9 protein-coding genes are annotated in these 15,347 nt (G+C 63.2%); 6 read left to right on the forward strand and 3 right to left on the reverse strand.

All coding sequences use genetic code 11. The annotated features are described in order from the left end of the window. The first annotated feature begins 316 nt into the window (after positions 1 to 316). From BWP39_RS09185 to BWP39_RS09200, 4 genes are all read left to right on the forward strand, one after another. Positions 317 to 1,153, forward strand: a complete 837-nt coding sequence (locus BWP39_RS09185; RefSeq protein WP_096719109.1) for an IclR family transcriptional regulator — start codon at positions 317 to 319, stop codon at positions 1,151 to 1,153. Between the two features lie 368 nt (positions 1,154 to 1,521). Continuing rightward, positions 1,522 to 2,943 carry an MdtA/MuxA family multidrug efflux RND transporter periplasmic adaptor subunit gene (locus tag BWP39_RS09190; protein WP_096719111.1) on the forward strand — a complete coding sequence of 474 codons (1,422 nt, stop codon included), beginning with the start codon at positions 1,522 to 1,524 and terminating at the stop codon, positions 2,941 to 2,943. Positions 2,944 to 2,962: 19 nt separating this feature from the next. Further along, on the forward strand, positions 2,963 to 6,094 hold the full coding sequence (locus tag BWP39_RS09195) for an MdtB/MuxB family multidrug efflux RND transporter permease subunit (RefSeq protein WP_096719113.1): 3,132 nt from the start codon (positions 2,963 to 2,965) through the stop codon (positions 6,092 to 6,094). 79 nt (positions 6,095 to 6,173) lie between these two features. After that, positions 6,174 to 9,479 (forward strand): efflux RND transporter permease subunit, encoded by a 3,306-nt coding sequence (locus BWP39_RS09200; protein WP_096719115.1) that lies wholly within the window; start codon positions 6,174 to 6,176, stop codon positions 9,477 to 9,479. Between the two features lie 4 nt (positions 9,480 to 9,483). Here the strand turns inward: BWP39_RS09200 and BWP39_RS09205 are convergent, their stop codons facing one another. Both BWP39_RS09205 and BWP39_RS09210 read right to left on the reverse strand, forming a co-directional pair. After that, positions 9,484 to 9,951, reverse strand: coding sequence for a hypothetical protein (locus BWP39_RS09205; RefSeq protein ID WP_096719715.1), 468 nt, complete (start codon positions 9,949 to 9,951; stop codon positions 9,484 to 9,486). Between the two features lie 74 nt (positions 9,952 to 10,025). Then, positions 10,026 to 10,589 (reverse strand): peroxiredoxin, encoded by a 564-nt coding sequence (locus tag BWP39_RS09210; protein WP_096719117.1) that lies wholly within the window; start codon positions 10,587 to 10,589, stop codon positions 10,026 to 10,028. A 322-nt stretch (positions 10,590 to 10,911) separates the two neighbouring features. Between BWP39_RS09210 and BWP39_RS09215 the strand changes: the two genes are divergently transcribed. Next, positions 10,912 to 12,744 (forward strand): putative bifunctional diguanylate cyclase/phosphodiesterase, encoded by a 1,833-nt coding sequence (locus BWP39_RS09215; RefSeq protein ID WP_096719119.1) that lies wholly within the window; start codon positions 10,912 to 10,914, stop codon positions 12,742 to 12,744. Positions 12,745 to 12,829: 85 nt separating this feature from the next. Next, positions 12,830 to 14,284 carry an HDOD domain-containing protein gene (locus BWP39_RS09220; protein ID WP_096719121.1) on the forward strand — a complete coding sequence of 485 codons (1,455 nt, stop codon included), beginning with the start codon at positions 12,830 to 12,832 and terminating at the stop codon, positions 14,282 to 14,284. A 6-nt stretch (positions 14,285 to 14,290) separates the two neighbouring features. Here BWP39_RS09220 and BWP39_RS09225 read toward each other — a convergent pair whose 3' ends face one another. Continuing rightward, positions 14,291 to 15,103 carry a class I SAM-dependent methyltransferase gene (locus BWP39_RS09225; protein ID WP_096719123.1) on the reverse strand — a complete coding sequence of 271 codons (813 nt, stop codon included), beginning with the start codon at positions 15,101 to 15,103 and terminating at the stop codon, positions 14,291 to 14,293. Between the last annotated feature and the right edge of the window lie 244 nt (positions 15,104 to 15,347).

The following is a 15,347-nucleotide window of genomic DNA, read 5'->3' on the forward strand; positions in this document are numbered from 1 at the left end:
CGCTGGAACTGCTGGCCGGGGACGCTACCAGAAGTATTGGACTGGCCGGGAAACCACATATTGGCTTCAAGTCCAGCTAAGAGACACGGCACACAAAGGCCGCTTTCGAAATAGGGTTCCATTTTTTATGGTTATGCTGACTAAGTCAAGAAAAATCTGATGTGGTTCGCCAGGTACTTCTTTTAAAGGCCTATACAATAATTCATCATAAAAAAGGGCCCCGAACCGCCGACACAAGGGGATCGCCCGTATCTGCCCGGTAGAACGACAGATGCGTCCAGAGTGGCTAAACTGAAATAAAGTTCCATAAAACGACATGAACCAGCTTCCGACGCCCTCCCGCCCCGCCGACCCCGTCAAAGACAAGGACGGTTCCGGCGACGAGGTTACGGCGCTCGCACGCGGCCTGACTGTATTGCGACGCATCGCTGCCGCCGATGCCCCCCTCAGCAACCGCGAGCTCACCGAGCAGACCGGCATTCCGAAGCCAACCGTCTCCCGCATCACTGCCACGCTCGTCAGTGCGGGCTTCCTGTTTCGCCTGCCCGACAGCGAACGCTTCGTGCTCACCTCTTCGGTACTTGAACTGAGTAACGGCTTCCTGCGCAATTTCGATATCCGCGCGCGGTCGCGGCCTTTCCTGATCGAGCTGGCGGAACGCACCTCACTGTCGGTACATCTCGCGGTACGCGACCGGCTCGATATGGTCGTCATCGATGCGATCCGGCCGCGCTCGGCGGTGCTGGTTTCGCGGCTCGAAATCGGTTCGCGGATGGACCTGTGCCGCACGGCAGTCGGGCGTGCCTATCTCGCCGCCTTGAACGACGTCGAACGGCAAAAGTTGCTGACCGGTTTGCAGGCTGCATCGGGCGACGACTGGGGCTATCTCAGCAACCGTCTGGAAAGCGCGTTGCAGGAAACAGCAACGCAAGGCTTCGCGATCGCGACCGGCGAGTGGTACGACGGGCTCAACGCAATTGCCGCGGGCTTTATCGGGCCGTCGGGCGAACGGTACGCCGTCAATTGCGGCGGCTCGGCGCATCAGTGTCCACGCGACTGGCTGATTTCGCGCGCCGCGCCCGCGCTGCTCGCCTGTATTGCCAGGATCGTGCAGGAAATCGGCGGCACACCGGGCCAGCGGCTCGACAACTAGCCGCACTGCGCGTCGACATCTGCTCCGACATCTGCGCCAATCTCCGCACCGCGAGTAATCAACCGAAAAATACGCGGCTGGACTGTAACAAAGGGGCCGACGTAGCATCATGCTTTCGCGTGCGGGCGCCCGCGCAGTGGCCGCTGTACGGGCGGGACCGAAGGCCGCGTACGGCGTAACGAGCCCCGGAGCCGCATTCCGGCTCGCTTACATCCTGTTATCGCCGGGCTTACCCTTTTTTGTGCGTCTCGCGTAGCATCCGCTAAAACCGGCCCGCGGCGCCGGCCGCCGACGCCAACCTGCCCGCCGCAACACGTTCCGCCGACGCCTCGCATCCAGCACCATTCCACATCAGTCAACGAGAACCGATGGACGAACAACAACAGCATCCAGAAGACAAACCGCGCCAGCCTGACCCGGTCCGTCCGGCATACGGCGCATCGCGTACGCCCGCTACCGGCAAATCGCATCGCGTCCGGAACATCGGGTTGATCGTCGTCGTACTGGCGATCGCGGCGTTCGCGTTGTTCCGCTGGCACCCATGGGGCGGCCCGTCTGGTCCATCCGGTGCAGGTGGTCCGACAGAGGCAGGCGGTGGCGGACGTCATGGTGGCCGCGGTGCGGGCGGAGGTCCGGGCGGCGCGATGCCGCAACCGGTGCACGTCGCAACCGTGACACAAGGCGAGATGCCAGTTGTACTGACCGCGCTCGGTACCGTTACGCCGCTCGCAAACGTCACCGTTCGCACCCAGTTGTCCGGCACGCTGCAGACCGTCGCCTTCAAGGAAGGTCAGATGGTGAAGAAGGACGATCTGCTCGCGCAGGTCGATCCGCGTCCGTATCAGATTTCGCTTGCCAATGCCCAGGGCACGCTCGCACGCGATCAGGCGCTGCTCGCCACCGCCCGCCTCGATCTAAAACGCTATCAGACGCTGCTCGCGCAGGATTCGATCGCGAGCCAGCAGGTCGACACCCAGGCTTCGCTCGTCAGGCAGTACGAAGGCACCGTCAAGTCCGACCAGGCCAATATCGATACCTTCAAGCTCGACCTCATCTACGCACGCATCACTGCGCCCGTGTCGGGCCGCGTCGGTCTGCGCCAGGTCGATCCGGGCAACTACGTGACGCCGGGCGACACCAACGGCATCGTCGTCATTACCCAGTTGCAGCCGATCAGCGTGATCTTCACCACCTCGGAAGACAATCTGCCCGCGATCATGAAACAGCTCGCGGCCGGCACGAAGATGTCGGTGACTGCCTACGACCGCAGCAACACGACGTCGCTGGAAGGCGGTTACCTCGAAACCATCGATAACCAGATCGACACCACGACCGGCACGCTGAAACTGCGCGCCAGTTTCGCCAACGACCACAACGCGCTGTTCCCGAATCAGTTCGTGAATACGCGGCTACTCGTCGACGTGATCCACAACGCGACGATCGTGCCGACGTCCGCGGTATTGAACGGGTCGATGGGCCAGTTCGTGTATGTCGTGAAGCCCGACAACACGGTGACGGTGCGCCAGGTCAAGGTTGGCCCTGTCGATGGCGAACGCACCAGCATCCAGTCGGGCCTGCAGCCTGGCGAGCGGGTGGTGATCGACGGTTCGGATCGCCTGAAGGAAGGTGCGAAGATCACGATTCCCGCAGACCGGCCACGCGGTGCATCGGGAGCGTCGGGAACGTCGGGAGCATCGGGTGCACATGGCGCACATGGCTGGGCCTCCGGCGCAGCGGCGGCATCCGGCGCGCGTCGCCACCGCAAACATCCAGCACAAGACTCCGAATAAAAGGCACGGCTAATCCCGCATGAATCCCTCCCGCGCCTTTATCCTGCGCCCCGTCGGCACCGCGCTGCTGATGGCGGCAATCATGCTGGTCGGGCTCGTCGCACTGCGCTTCCTGCCGCTGTCGGCGCTGCCCGAGGTCGACTATCCGACCATCCAGGTGCAAACGTTCTATCCGGGCGCGAGCCCGGACGTCATGACGTCGTCGGTGACTGCGCCGCTCGAACGGCAGTTCGGGCAGATGCCGTCACTGAACCAGATGTCGTCGCAAAGCTCGGCGGGTTCGTCGATCATCACGTTGCAGTTCAGTCTCGATCTGCCGCTCGATATCGCCGAGCAGGAAGTGCAGGCCGCGATCAACGCCGCCGGCAACCTGCTGCCGTCCGACCTGCCCGCACCGCCGATCTACGCGAAGGTCAATCCGGCCGACGCGCCGATCATCACGCTCGCGATCACCTCGCAGACGATGCCGCTCACGCAGGTGCAGGATCTCGCCGACACGCGGCTCGCGCAGAAGATTTCGCAGGTCGCGGGTGTCGGGCTCGTCAGTCTGTCGGGCGGGCAACGGCCCGCCGTGCGGATTCAGGCGAACCCACGCGCGCTTGCCGCCTACGGCCTGAATCTCGACGATCTGCGCACGACGATCTCGAACCTCAACGTCAACACACCGAAGGGCAACTTCGACGGCCCGACGCGTGCTTACACGATCAACGCAAACGATCAGTTGACCGATGCCGACGCGTACAAGTCCGCGGTCATCGCATACAAGAATGGCCGCGCAGTGATGCTGACCGACGTCGCGACCATCGTCGCTGGTGCAGAAAACACCAAGCTCGGCGCGTGGGTCGACAACACGCCGGCGATCATCCTGAACGTGCAGCGCCAGCCGGGCGCAAACGTGATCCAGGTGGTCGACAACATCAAGGCGCTGCTGCCGCAACTGCAGGAGTCGCTACCCGCTGCGCTCAATGTGCGCATCGTCACCGATCGCACCACGACGATCCGCGCGTCGGTGCGCGACGTGCAGTTCGAACTGCTGACCTCAGTCGTACTGGTCGTGCTGGTGATGTACCTGTTCCTCGCGAACGTCTACGCGACGATCATCCCGAGCCTGTCGGTGCCGCTGTCGCTGATCGGCACGCTCGCCGTGATGTACCTGTGCGGATTCTCGCTCGACAACCTCTCACTGATGGCGCTGACGATCGCCACCGGCTTCGTCGTCGACGATGCAATCGTGATGATCGAGAACATCGCGCGCTACGTCGAAGAAGGCGAAGCGCCGCTCGAAGCGGCGCTGAAAGGTTCGAAGCAGATCGGCTTCACGATCATTTCGCTGACGGTGTCGCTGATCGCCGTGCTGATTCCGTTGCTCTTCATGGGCGACGTGGTCGGCCGCTTGTTCCACGAATTCGCGATCACGCTCGCAGTGACGATCGTGATTTCGGCCGTCGTGTCGCTGACGCTCGTGCCGATGATGTGCGCAAAGCTGCTACGCCACACACCGCCAAAAGAAAGCCATCGCTTCGAAGCGAAGGCGCACGCGTTCATCGACTACGTAATCGGCCGCTACGCCGTCGCGCTCACATGGGTGCTCGACCGGCAGCGCTCCACGCTGGTCGTCGCACTCCTCACACTGGTATTCACCGCGCTGCTGTACATCTACATTCCGAAGGGCTTCTTTCCGGTGCAGGACACCGGCGTGATCCAGGCGATCACGCAGGCGCCGCAGTCGGTGTCGTATGCATCGATGGCCGAGCGCCAGCAGGAACTCGCCGCCGCGATCCTGAAGAATCCGGATGTCGACAGCCTCACGTCGTTCATCGGTGTAGACGGCAGCAACATCACGCTGAACAGCGGCCGGATGCTGATCAACCTGAAGCCGCGCGATGACCGCAGCAACACCGCCAGCGACGTGATCCGCCATCTGCAGCACGAGGTCGCACACATCCCTGGCGCTACGTTGTACATGCAACCGGTGCAGGATCTGACGATCGACTCGACGGTCAGCCCGACGCAGTATCAGTTCATCCTGACGTCGCCGAACATCGAAGAATTCTCGACCTGGGTGCCGAAGCTCGTGGAGCGCCTGCAGGAATCGCCCGAACTCGCCGACGTCGCCACCGACCTGCAAAGCAGCGGCCAGTCGGTCTACATCGAGATTGACCGCGCCACCGCGTCGCGCTACGGCATCACACCCGCTACCGTCGACAACGCGCTCTACGATGCATTCGGCCAGCGCATCATCTCGACGATCTTCACGCAGTCGAACCAGTACCGCGTGATCCTCGAAGCGCAGCCGAGCATCCAGCACTACACCGAGTCGCTGAACGCGATCTACCTGCCCTCCTCCACCTCGACCGGTGGCCAGGTACCGCTCGCATCGATTGCGAGTTTCCATGAACGGCCGTCGCCGCTGCTCGTGACGCACCTGAGCCAGTTTCCCGCCACCACCGTGTCGTTCAACCTCGCACCGGGCGCATCGCTCGGCGCGGCCGTGAAGGCGATCCAGCAGGCGGAGAAAGACATCAACCTGCCGGCGTCGTTCCAGACGCGCTTCCAGGGTGCGGCGCTCGCGTTCCAGGCTTCGTTGTCGAACGAGCTGTTCCTGATCCTCGCCGCGATCGTCACGATGTATATCGTGCTCGGCGTGCTGTACGAAAGCTTCATCCATCCGATCACGATCCTCTCCACACTGCCGTCGGCGGGTGTCGGCGCGCTGCTTGCGCTGCTCGTCTCGGGGCACGATCTCGACATCATCGGGATCATCGGGATCGTGCTGCTGATCGGTATCGTGAAGAAGAACGCGATCATGATGATCGACTTCGCGCTCGAGGCCGAGCGCGAACAGGGCAAGCCGCCGCGCGAAGCGATCTACCAGGCGTGTCTGCTGCGCTTCCGGCCGATCCTGATGACGACGATGGCAGCGCTCCTCGGCGCATTGCCGCTGATGCTCGGCACCGGTGCCGGGTCCGAGTTGCGCCATCCGCTCGGTATCGCGATTGCAGGCGGTCTGATCGTGAGCCAGCTGCTGACGCTGTTCACGACACCGGTGATCTATCTCGGCTTCGATTCGCTGGCACGCCGTGCGCGTGCGCGGTTCGGTGGTGGTAGCGAAACGCCGCCGCCTGCCGCCGATGCGGGAACTGAAGCATGACGCGCGTCGACTACGCTCCCCGCCTGCATCGTACGTCGAGCGCGGCGGCCATGCTTGAGGCCGCCCGCCAGGAGGCCGCTTGAACCTGTCGCGCCCGTTCATCCAGCGCCCGGTCGCCACCACACTGCTGGCGGTCGGCATCGCGCTCGCCGGCATGTTCGCGTTCGTCAAGCTGCCGGTCGCGCCACTACCGCAAGTCGATTTCCCGACCATTTCAGTGCAGGCGAGCCTGCCTGGCGCCAGCCCGGAAACCGTTGCGACCAGCGTCGCGAGTCCGCTCGAACGGCATCTAGGTTCGATCGCCGATGTCACGGAAATGACGTCGAGCAGTTCGGTCGGCAGCGCGCGCATCACGTTGCAGTTTGGGTTGAATCGCGACATCGACGGTGCCGCGCGCGACGTGCAGGCAGCCATCAATGCGGCACGTGCCGACCTGCCTGCGAGCCTGCGCAGTAACCCGACATACCACAAGGTCAATCCCGCCGATGCGCCGATCCTGATTCTCGCGCTCACGTCAAACACGCTACCGGCTGGCCAGCTGTACGACTCCGCCGCCACGGTGTTGCAGCAGTCGCTGTCGCAGGTGGATGGGATCGGCGAAGTCGACGTGGCCGGTTCGGCGAGTCCGGCCGTGCGCGTGGAACTCGAACCGCAGGCGCTGTTTCACTACGGCATCGGCCTCGAGGATGTGCGCGCCGCACTTGCATCGGCGAACGCGAACAGCCCGAAGGGTTCGATCGAGTTCGGGCCGAACCGCGTGCAGATCTATACCAACGACCAGGCATCGAAGGCGACACAGTACAAGGACCTCGTCATCGCCTATCGCAACGGCGCTGCGGTGAAGCTGTCCGATGTGTCTGAAGTGGTCGATTCGGTGGAAGACCTGCGCAACCTCGGCCTCACGAACGGCAAGCGCTCGGTGCTCGTCATCCTGTACCGCCAGCCCGGCGCAAACATCATCGAGACGATCGACCGCGTGATTGCGATGCTGCCGCAGTTGAAGGCATCGCTGCCGGCCGATGTCGAGGTACTGCCCACCGCGGATCGCTCCACCACGATCCGCGCGTCGCTCAGAGACACCGAGCGCACGCTGATCATCGCCGTCGCGCTCGTCGTGATGGTGGTGTTCCTGTTCCTGCGCAACTGGCGCGCGACGCTGATTCCGAGCGTTGCCGTGCCGATCTCGATCATCGGTACGTTTGCGGCGATGTATCTGCTCGGCTTCTCGATCGACAATCTGTCGCTGATGGCGTTGACCATCGCAACCGGCTTCGTCGTCGACGATGCAATCGTGGTGCTCGAAAATATCTCGCGGCATATCGAGAACGGTGTGCCGCGCATGAAGGCGGCGTTTCTCGGCGCGCGCGAAGTCGGATTCACAGTGCTGTCGATCAGCGTGTCGCTCGTCGCGGTGTTCCTGCCTATTTTGCTGATGGGGGGAATCGTCGGCAGGTTGTTTCGCGAATTCGCGCTGACGCTGTCGCTCGCGATCGGCGTGTCGCTGATCGTGTCGCTGACGCTCACACCGATGATGTGCTCGCGGCTACTGCGCGAACCACGCGACCAGCAGAAGGAAGGGCGCTTCGGTCAGTGGCTCGAACGCGGTTTCACGCGCATGCAGCACGGCTACGAACGCACGCTCAACTGGTCGTTGCGCCATCCGCGGTTGATCCTCACCGTTCTATTCCTGACCGTCGGACTGAACGTCTGGCTGTACATCATCGTGCCGAAGGGGTTCTTCCCGCAGCAGGATACCGGGCGGCTGATCGGCGGCATTCAGGCCGACCAGAGCACCTCGTTCCAGGCGATGAAAATCAAGTTCTCCGAGATGATGGCGATCGTGCAGAAGAACCCCGCTGTCGACAGCGTGGTCGGTTTCACAGGCGGCCGGCAGACCAACTCGGGCTTCATGTTCGTCGTCCTCAAGCCGGAGACCAAACGCAAGCTGTCCGCCGATGAAGTCATCGCGCAACTGCGCGTACCGCTCTCCGACGTGGCGGGCGCCCGCACCTTCCTGCAGGCGGTACAGGACATTCGCGTGGGCGGCCGGCAATCGAATGCGCAGTATCAGTTCACGCTGCTGTCCGACACCACTGAAGATCTCTACAAATGGGGGCCACTCCTCACCGAGGCGCTGCAGGCCCGCCCCGAACTCGCGGACGTGAACTCCGACCAGCAGCAGGGTGGGCTTGAATCGATGGTGACGATCGATCGCTCCACTGCCGCGCGGCTCGGTATCAAGCCGGCGCAGATCGACAACACGCTCTATGACGCGTTTGGTCAGCGTCAGGTGTCGACGATCTACAACCCGCTGAACCAGTATCACGTCGTGATGGAAGTCGCACCGAAGTACTGGCAGAGCCCCGACATGCTCAACCAGATCTGGATCAGCACGTCGGGTGGCAGCGCGAGCGGCGCGCAGACCACCAACGCAGCGGCCGGCACGGTGATCGGACCCACCACTGGCACGACGCGCACCGCGATTGGCGGCACCGGTGGCACGACGGCGACGAGCGCAGCCAGCATCGCCGCAGACTCCGCGCGCAACCAGGCGATCAACTCGATCGCGGCGAGCGGCAAATCAAGTGCATCGTCGGGGGCGGCGGTGTCGACGTCGAAGGAAACGATGATCCCGCTGTCGGCAATCGCGAGCTTCGGCCCCGGCAATACGCCGCTCGCGGTGAACCACCAGAGCCAGTTCGTCGCCTCGACGATCTCGTTCAATCTGCCGCCGGGCAAGTCACTGTCGGATGCGACTCAGGCGATCTACGACACGATGGCGCAGATCGGCATGCCGGCGACGATCCACGGTAGCTTCCAGGGCACGGCGCAGGCGTTCCAGCAATCGATGTCGGATCAGCCGATCCTGATCCTCGCCGCGCTCGCCGCGGTGTATATCGTGCTGGGCGTGCTGTACGAGAGCTACATCCATCCGCTGACGATTCTGTCGACGCTACCGTCGGCGGGGGTCGGCGCGCTGCTTGCGCTGCTGCTCTTCAAGACCGAGTTCAGCATCATCGCGTTGATCGGCGTGATCCTGCTGATCGGTATCGTGAAGAAGAACGCGATCATGATGGTCGACTTTGCGATCGAAGCGTCGCGCCACGGGCTGTCATCACGCGATGCGATCCGCGAGGCGTGTCTGCTGCGCTTCCGGCCGATCATGATGACAACCTGCGCCGCGCTGCTTGGCGCCCTGCCGCTTGCGTTCGGACATGGCGAAGGCGCGGAGCTGCGGGCACCGCTGGGGATTTCGATTGTCGGTGGATTGATTGTGAGCCAGTTGCTGACGCTCTATACGACGCCGGTCGTATATCTCTACATGGACCGGATTCGTGTGCGATGGGAAAACCGCGGCGCGCGGCGCGGCGCACAGTCGGCGTAAGTGCTCAAAGCTTCTGCTGGATCGCCAGCGTAAAGATCCGCGCCCACTGCTTCGCACGGCGCTCGTCGCCGACCGGCAGCGACCAGACCGGCCGCTTCGCATCCTTGACCTTGAGTTCGACCTGCCAGCCGCGCTGCGCATCGCGTTGCGCGGTCGCGCTTTCGAGGTCGGCAAAGATGTAGGCGCCCTGCACGTTGTCCACCTGCAGGTTGCATAACCGCTTGCCCGCTGCAAGCCGTACCTCGCCCCAGCCGCCCTTCAATTCGTGCGTCCAGTCGCCGTCGTGAATGTTCGCTGCAACGTCACGCCGGCGTCGCCACCACCAGGCGATCGCCGCAATCAGCAGCGCCGCTGCAACCACGGCCGCGCCGATCGCGACACCGTAGCCGAACAGCACGGCGAGTGTGTCGAACGACCACACCGCGCCGTAAATCAGCGCGATCAATACGATCAGGACAATCAGGATTGGCATGCAGACCACCATCGGGAGACTGAAGGCACGCAGGCGCTGCGCCCGCGTGCCGTGAAACGGATTACATCCAGCGATTACTGCTGCTTGTGCGCGGCCGCCCACGCCTTGACGGCGTTCAGCGTGTTCTCCACATGCTTGTCGGGCGACAGGCTCGTGTATTCGTAGAGAATCTTGCCGTCGGGTGCGATCACATACGACACCCGGTTTGCCATCGCCGCGTGCATCGGCATGCCGGCGTCGTAGGCATTGATGACCTTCGAGTCTTCATCGGCCGCAACCGGGAACTTGCTGCGGCACTCGCTGACCGAGAACTTCGTCAGCGTATCGATGTTGTCGTGCGACACACCGATGACCGTCGCGCCGTACTGCTTGTATTCGTCGACGGCTTCGGCAAACTCGTGCGCCTCGATCGTGCAGCCTTTCGTGAACGCGGCCGGATAGAAGTACAGCACCACCGGCCCCTTCTTCAGCGCGTCGGCCAGTGCGTACGTGTAGGTCTTGCCGCCCAGCGAAGCCTGGGTGGTGAAATCGGGCGCCTGATCGCCAGGCTTGAGCGTCGCCGACGCGATCATCGAATGCAGGGCAAGCCCCGCGCATACCAGACCCGCGGCCACCGCCGGCCACCCTTTTCGCTTCATATCGTCACCTCGCTCGTGAATGTCAGTCATGGGCATGCTGCGCTGCGCCGCAGCCGCGTCGCTATCGGACCCCGCTATTGGACCACGTTACGGCGCGCCGCGCTCTCACGCGGGCGGGCGGGACGTTTGTGGGTGCAACCGGCATTCATGGCGCATTCACCCGCGCCCTTCGTTCGCATACCGATTACCGCGCAGCAAACTGTCAGGAAAACCTAAAGATTCCCTCGGGTCGGTCGATATCACGTTTTGATGGGTAGTTCCATCCTTCGGACCGGAGCGAACCGCCCCGATGCTGAACCGATACGGGTTGCCAGCCACAGACATGGAAGCGAACACGATCATCGCGCCCCACCCGCGCTCCTTGCGCACGGTCATCGACCGGTTTCGTGCGCTCGGCCGGCGTGCGAACCGCCGACCCTCGCGGGCCGGTACGCCGCCACGCTTCGAGTTCGAGGAGACCGTCGGCGCGGTCGACTTCCTTGTTCACGTCGACCGCGACCTGCGCTTTCTGTATGTGTCCGACGCGAGCCTGCGCTTCATCGGTTATCACCGCGAGTATCTGCAAACCGTGACGCTGCACGATCTCATCGCACCCGCCGACGCCGCCCGCTTCCTCGCGCTGCTTGCCCGCGCGAACGCCAGCGGCACAGTCGAGAAAGCCACGCTCGACCTGATCAAGTCGCTGACCTACCCGGTTTCCGTCGAACTGCGGGTCGTGCGTAATCATCACGACGGCGTAGAAGGCTATGCGATCGCGGGCTTCGACGTCTCGTCGTGGCGCGCCACCGAAGCACGTCTCACGCACGCGCTGCATCACGATCCGCTCACTGGCATCGCCAATCTGTCGGCGCTGGTTCCGGCACTGCTCGATGCCCAACAACGTGCGGACACGCTCAGCGCGCCGGCTGCGCTGCTGCTGCTCGATCTCGACGACTACCAGCGCGTGAACCGCGCGCTCGGCTACGATGCCGGCGACGAAATGTTGCGCGAAACCGCGCGGCGCGTTCTGAGCATCGCCAGCCAGGGCGAGACGATCGCGCGCATCGCCAGCGACGAATTCGCGATCCTGCTGCCCACCGGCGGCAGCCGCACCCAGGTCGCCGCAGCCGCCGAGACGCTCTCACGACGACTGCTGACTGCGGTGCAACAACCGTATGCGTACCGCGGCCAGCAGGTGCATCTGTCAGCGAGCATCGGCATCGCGCTGTATCCCGACGTCCGCCACGCGGACGACGCGGCGACGCGCGACAGTCATCTGCTGCGCTGGGCCGATCACGCACTGACCCAGGCGAAGGCCGCCGGTGGCAACACGCTCGCGTTCTACGTCGCCGACGACAGCCCCGCCGATGCCGAGCGCCTGCAGCTCGAATCCGACCTGTACGACGGCGTGCGCAACGGCGAATTCTCGCTGCACTTCCAGCCGATCACCAGCAGCCAGAGCCACGGCGTGGTCGGCGTCGAAGCGTTGATGCGCTGGCATCATCCGCAGCATGGGCTCGTGCCGCCGGCGGTGTTCATTCCGCTCGCCGAAGCGGTGGGCCTGATCAACTATCTCGGCAACTGGGTGTTGAAGGCCGCGTGCATGCAGTTGATCCAGTGGGATGGCCAAGGCATCTCGCTGCAGTACGTCGCCGTCAATGTTTCGCCGCAGCAGTTTCGCGACCCGCGCTTCAGGGACAGCGTGCGCGAAGCGATTGCGCTGACCGGTCTCGATCCGCGTCGTCTCGTGTTCGAGATTACCGAGAGCCTGTTGATGCGCGATCCGCCGCACGCCAAGGCGCTGCTCGAAGAGCTGACCGCGATCGGCATCCGCTTCGCCATCGACGATTTCGGCACCGGTTATTCGAGCCTCGCTTACCTGCAGCGCTTCCCGCTTGCGAAACTGAAAATCGACCGGAGTTTTGTCGAGAACCTGCTGACCTCGCGCAACGATCAGGCGATCGTCAACGCGGTAGTCGGCCTTGCACAGACGCTCGATCTCGAACTGGTCGCGGAAGGTGTCGAGACCGAGGCGCAGCGAACGCTGCTCACGGAAATGGGCTGCGGCCACATACAGGGCTGGGTGGTCTGCCAGGCGTTGCCGTCGGAAGAACTCGCGCAGCGCTTTGTGTCGCGTTCGCTGCATCTGCACGATGTGCCCTGCTCCACGACATGAACCACGCAACGCTTTCGCACCTCGAACGCTGGCCTCGCGCCGGCATGCCACTCACGGGAACACGTATGGGTTTCGCGGGATCCACATGCTAAAGGCAGCGGTGCTCGACAGGCTTTGGGATCGGATGAGCGAACGCGGCGACTTCCCGATGCTGTCGCAGTCGTTACGCACGACGATGGCGGCAATGAACAACGAGGAACTCGACTTCAGTTCGCTCGTGCAAGTGGTGCTGTCCGATTTCGCGTTGACTCAGAAAGTGCTGCGACTCGCGAACTCGGCGATGTACATGGCGTTCGGCGGCAACATCACGACGGTGACGCGGGCGCTGATGGTGCTCGGTATGGACGCGGTCGGCCACCTGATCGTCGGACTGAAAATCGTCGATCACTTCCATCACAGCGTGCCGCGCCGCATCGACGCCAAGCTCGAACTGAATCGCACGATGCTGTCGGGCTGCGTCGCGCGCAAGCTGACCGAGCACGGCGACCTGCGCGCCGGCGAAGAGGCCGTTGTCTGCACGCTGATGCGCCAGGTCGGCAAGCTGCTCGTCGTGTTCTATCTCGACGCGGAATGGGATCAGATCCGTCGCCAGGTCGAAACCGGTATCGATGAAAACACCGCCTGCGAGAGCGTGCTCGGCGTGACGTTCGAGGAAATCGGTCTCGAAGCGGCGATTCGCTGGCGCCTGCCGGAGACGATCCGCATGAGCATGAGCGAATACGACCCGCAGGCTGATGAGCCGCGCCAGGTGCAATGGCTGCGTGCGATCACCCGCTATTCGACCGAAGTCGCCGACGTGCTGAGCGCGCCGAACCTACCCGACACACAGCGCGAAATGCACATCGTCCAGCTGGCATACCGCTACAACCGCGTGCTCGGTACCGATCCTGACGCGCTGGTGGACATGAGCGTCGCGCTGGCTCGTGAAGAAGCCGGAGATAGTGTGATGCGGGAGATCGTCGCATTGCGCGCCAACGCCGATGCGATGGCGCGCGCGACACTCGATCCGGAGACGCGTCTCGGTGCGGGCCTCGAGGATCTGCGTGCGCTCCCGTCGGACCACGCACTCGGGCCTGCGCTTACGCTCGCGTCCGAAACCGTGCTGGCGGGCCTCGGCTTCACGCGCACGATTGTGTTCGTCCGGCACGGCAGCGGCACGTTCAAGGCCAAGCTCGGTTTTGGGCCGAACGTCGAAGCTGCGCTGCCGAAGCTCTGGTTCGACGCCGCGTTTGAACCCGATGTGTTCCATCTCGCCATTGCGAACTCGGTGGGCATTTTCATCGAGAACGCGCGCGATCCGAAGATGCTCGCGCGTCTGCCGCAGTGGTTTCGTCGTTCGATCGATGACGCGCGCTCGTTCGTGTTGCTGCCGATTGCCGCGGAGAATCAATCGACCGTCGCGCTGCTATACGGCGACTGGTCGTTGACGCATGAACCCCGGCGGATCTCGCAGCGTGAGATGGCTGCGCTCAATAGTCTTGCGCGCGAGCTTGGGCGGTTTTTTGCGCATGCGGCGGCGATTGAAACCGCCGCGCCGTGATGGGCGTTAGAGCGTCACGGTAACGTGCAGGAAAGTGGCGGGAATCGATAGCGCGTCCTTCTGCGAACCTCTGTTCTCGCTCTCGAACAGGTCTTCCAGTTCATTTTGCAGATCGGCGGATCGGCTGTTCTTCTCCGCGGCATCGAATGCATTCATCGCCGGTCCGTAGAAGTTTCTGAATTCGTTGGCGAATCCAGCGGGTGTGCCGCGATAGTTGAAGAAGTAGGTCGCCCGTTCGAATGCGATCTGCTCGCGCTTCACGCCTGCTGCACCGAATCGCTCGATCACGTTGTCCTCGACGCCCCACAGCATCGGGCTGATGAATCCTTCCGGCGGCGGTGGAGAGTACGCTGCGCCGATCTTGAGCAGGCGCGCGACCAGGGTTGGATCGTTGGGAATCCAGTTGCCCATCGTGATCCGGCCGCCGGGTCGTGTTACGCGCACCATTTCTCGCGCTACATCCATTGGCCTCGGTGCGAACATGGCGCCAAAGATGCTGACGACGAGATCGAAGCTGCCGTCTTTCAGGTCTCGCAGATCGCATGCGTCGCCTTCCTGAAATTTGCAGTTCGTCAGTTGCAGCTCCCTGGCGCGGGCGTTACCCGCCTCTACGAGGTTGCTCGCGATGTCGACGCCGAGTACTTGCGCGCCGAGTTGCGCAGCAGGTATCGCTGTCGTTCCGTCGCCGCAGCCCAGGTCGAGTACCTGCTGTCCTTCCTTGATTCCGAGCCTCTTGACCAGCACCTCCCCACTTTCCCGCATGGTCTGCGCGATTCGCGTGAAGTCGCCTTTTTCCCAAAGGGCCTTGTTGGGGTTCATCGTGATGCTCCTGGTTTGCTCTGACGAATTGTCGAAGCCGCTCGGTCTTGCGGCGCGCTATCAGGAGAACGGTCGCTCGCGTGGAGATTTCAATTCGGCTAGCGGCGGCTATCGAGCACTTGTTTTCGCGTGGATATAATCGCGTTTGTCAGGTAACCAGAGACGCAAGTGGATAAATCTATTCTTCGAGCACTTTTCGCGTGTGCGGTATGTGCGGTACTAATCGCTGCGAGCGCCTGGATGG

Origin of the sequence: Paraburkholderia acidicola (genome assembly GCF_002362315.1) — a bacterium.
GTDB classification, from domain to species: Bacteria; Pseudomonadota; Gammaproteobacteria; order Burkholderiales; family Burkholderiaceae; genus Paraburkholderia; species Paraburkholderia acidicola.

What these genes read in the sequence shown, in the direction of transcription:
- BWP39_RS09215 (WP_096719119.1), top strand. Translation starts at nt 10,912, where the DNA reads ATGGAAGCGAACACGATCATCGCGCCCCACCCGCGCTCCTTGCGCACG.
- BWP39_RS09195 (WP_096719113.1), top strand. Translation starts at nt 2,963, where the DNA reads ATGAATCCCTCCCGCGCCTTTATCCTGCGCCCCGTCGGCACCGCGCTG.
- BWP39_RS09220 (WP_096719121.1), top strand. Translation starts at nt 12,830, where the DNA reads ATGCTAAAGGCAGCGGTGCTCGACAGGCTTTGGGATCGGATGAGCGAA.
- BWP39_RS09185 (WP_096719109.1), top strand. Translation starts at nt 317, where the DNA reads ATGAACCAGCTTCCGACGCCCTCCCGCCCCGCCGACCCCGTCAAAGAC.
- BWP39_RS09225 (WP_096719123.1), bottom strand. Translation starts at nt 15,103, where the DNA reads ATGAACCCCAACAAGGCCCTTTGGGAAAAAGGCGACTTCACGCGAATC.
- BWP39_RS09190 (WP_096719111.1), top strand. Translation starts at nt 1,522, where the DNA reads ATGGACGAACAACAACAGCATCCAGAAGACAAACCGCGCCAGCCTGAC.
- BWP39_RS09205 (WP_096719715.1), bottom strand. Translation starts at nt 9,951, where the DNA reads ATGCCAATCCTGATTGTCCTGATCGTATTGATCGCGCTGATTTACGGC.
- BWP39_RS09210 (WP_096719117.1), bottom strand. Translation starts at nt 10,589, where the DNA reads ATGAAGCGAAAAGGGTGGCCGGCGGTGGCCGCGGGTCTGGTATGCGCG.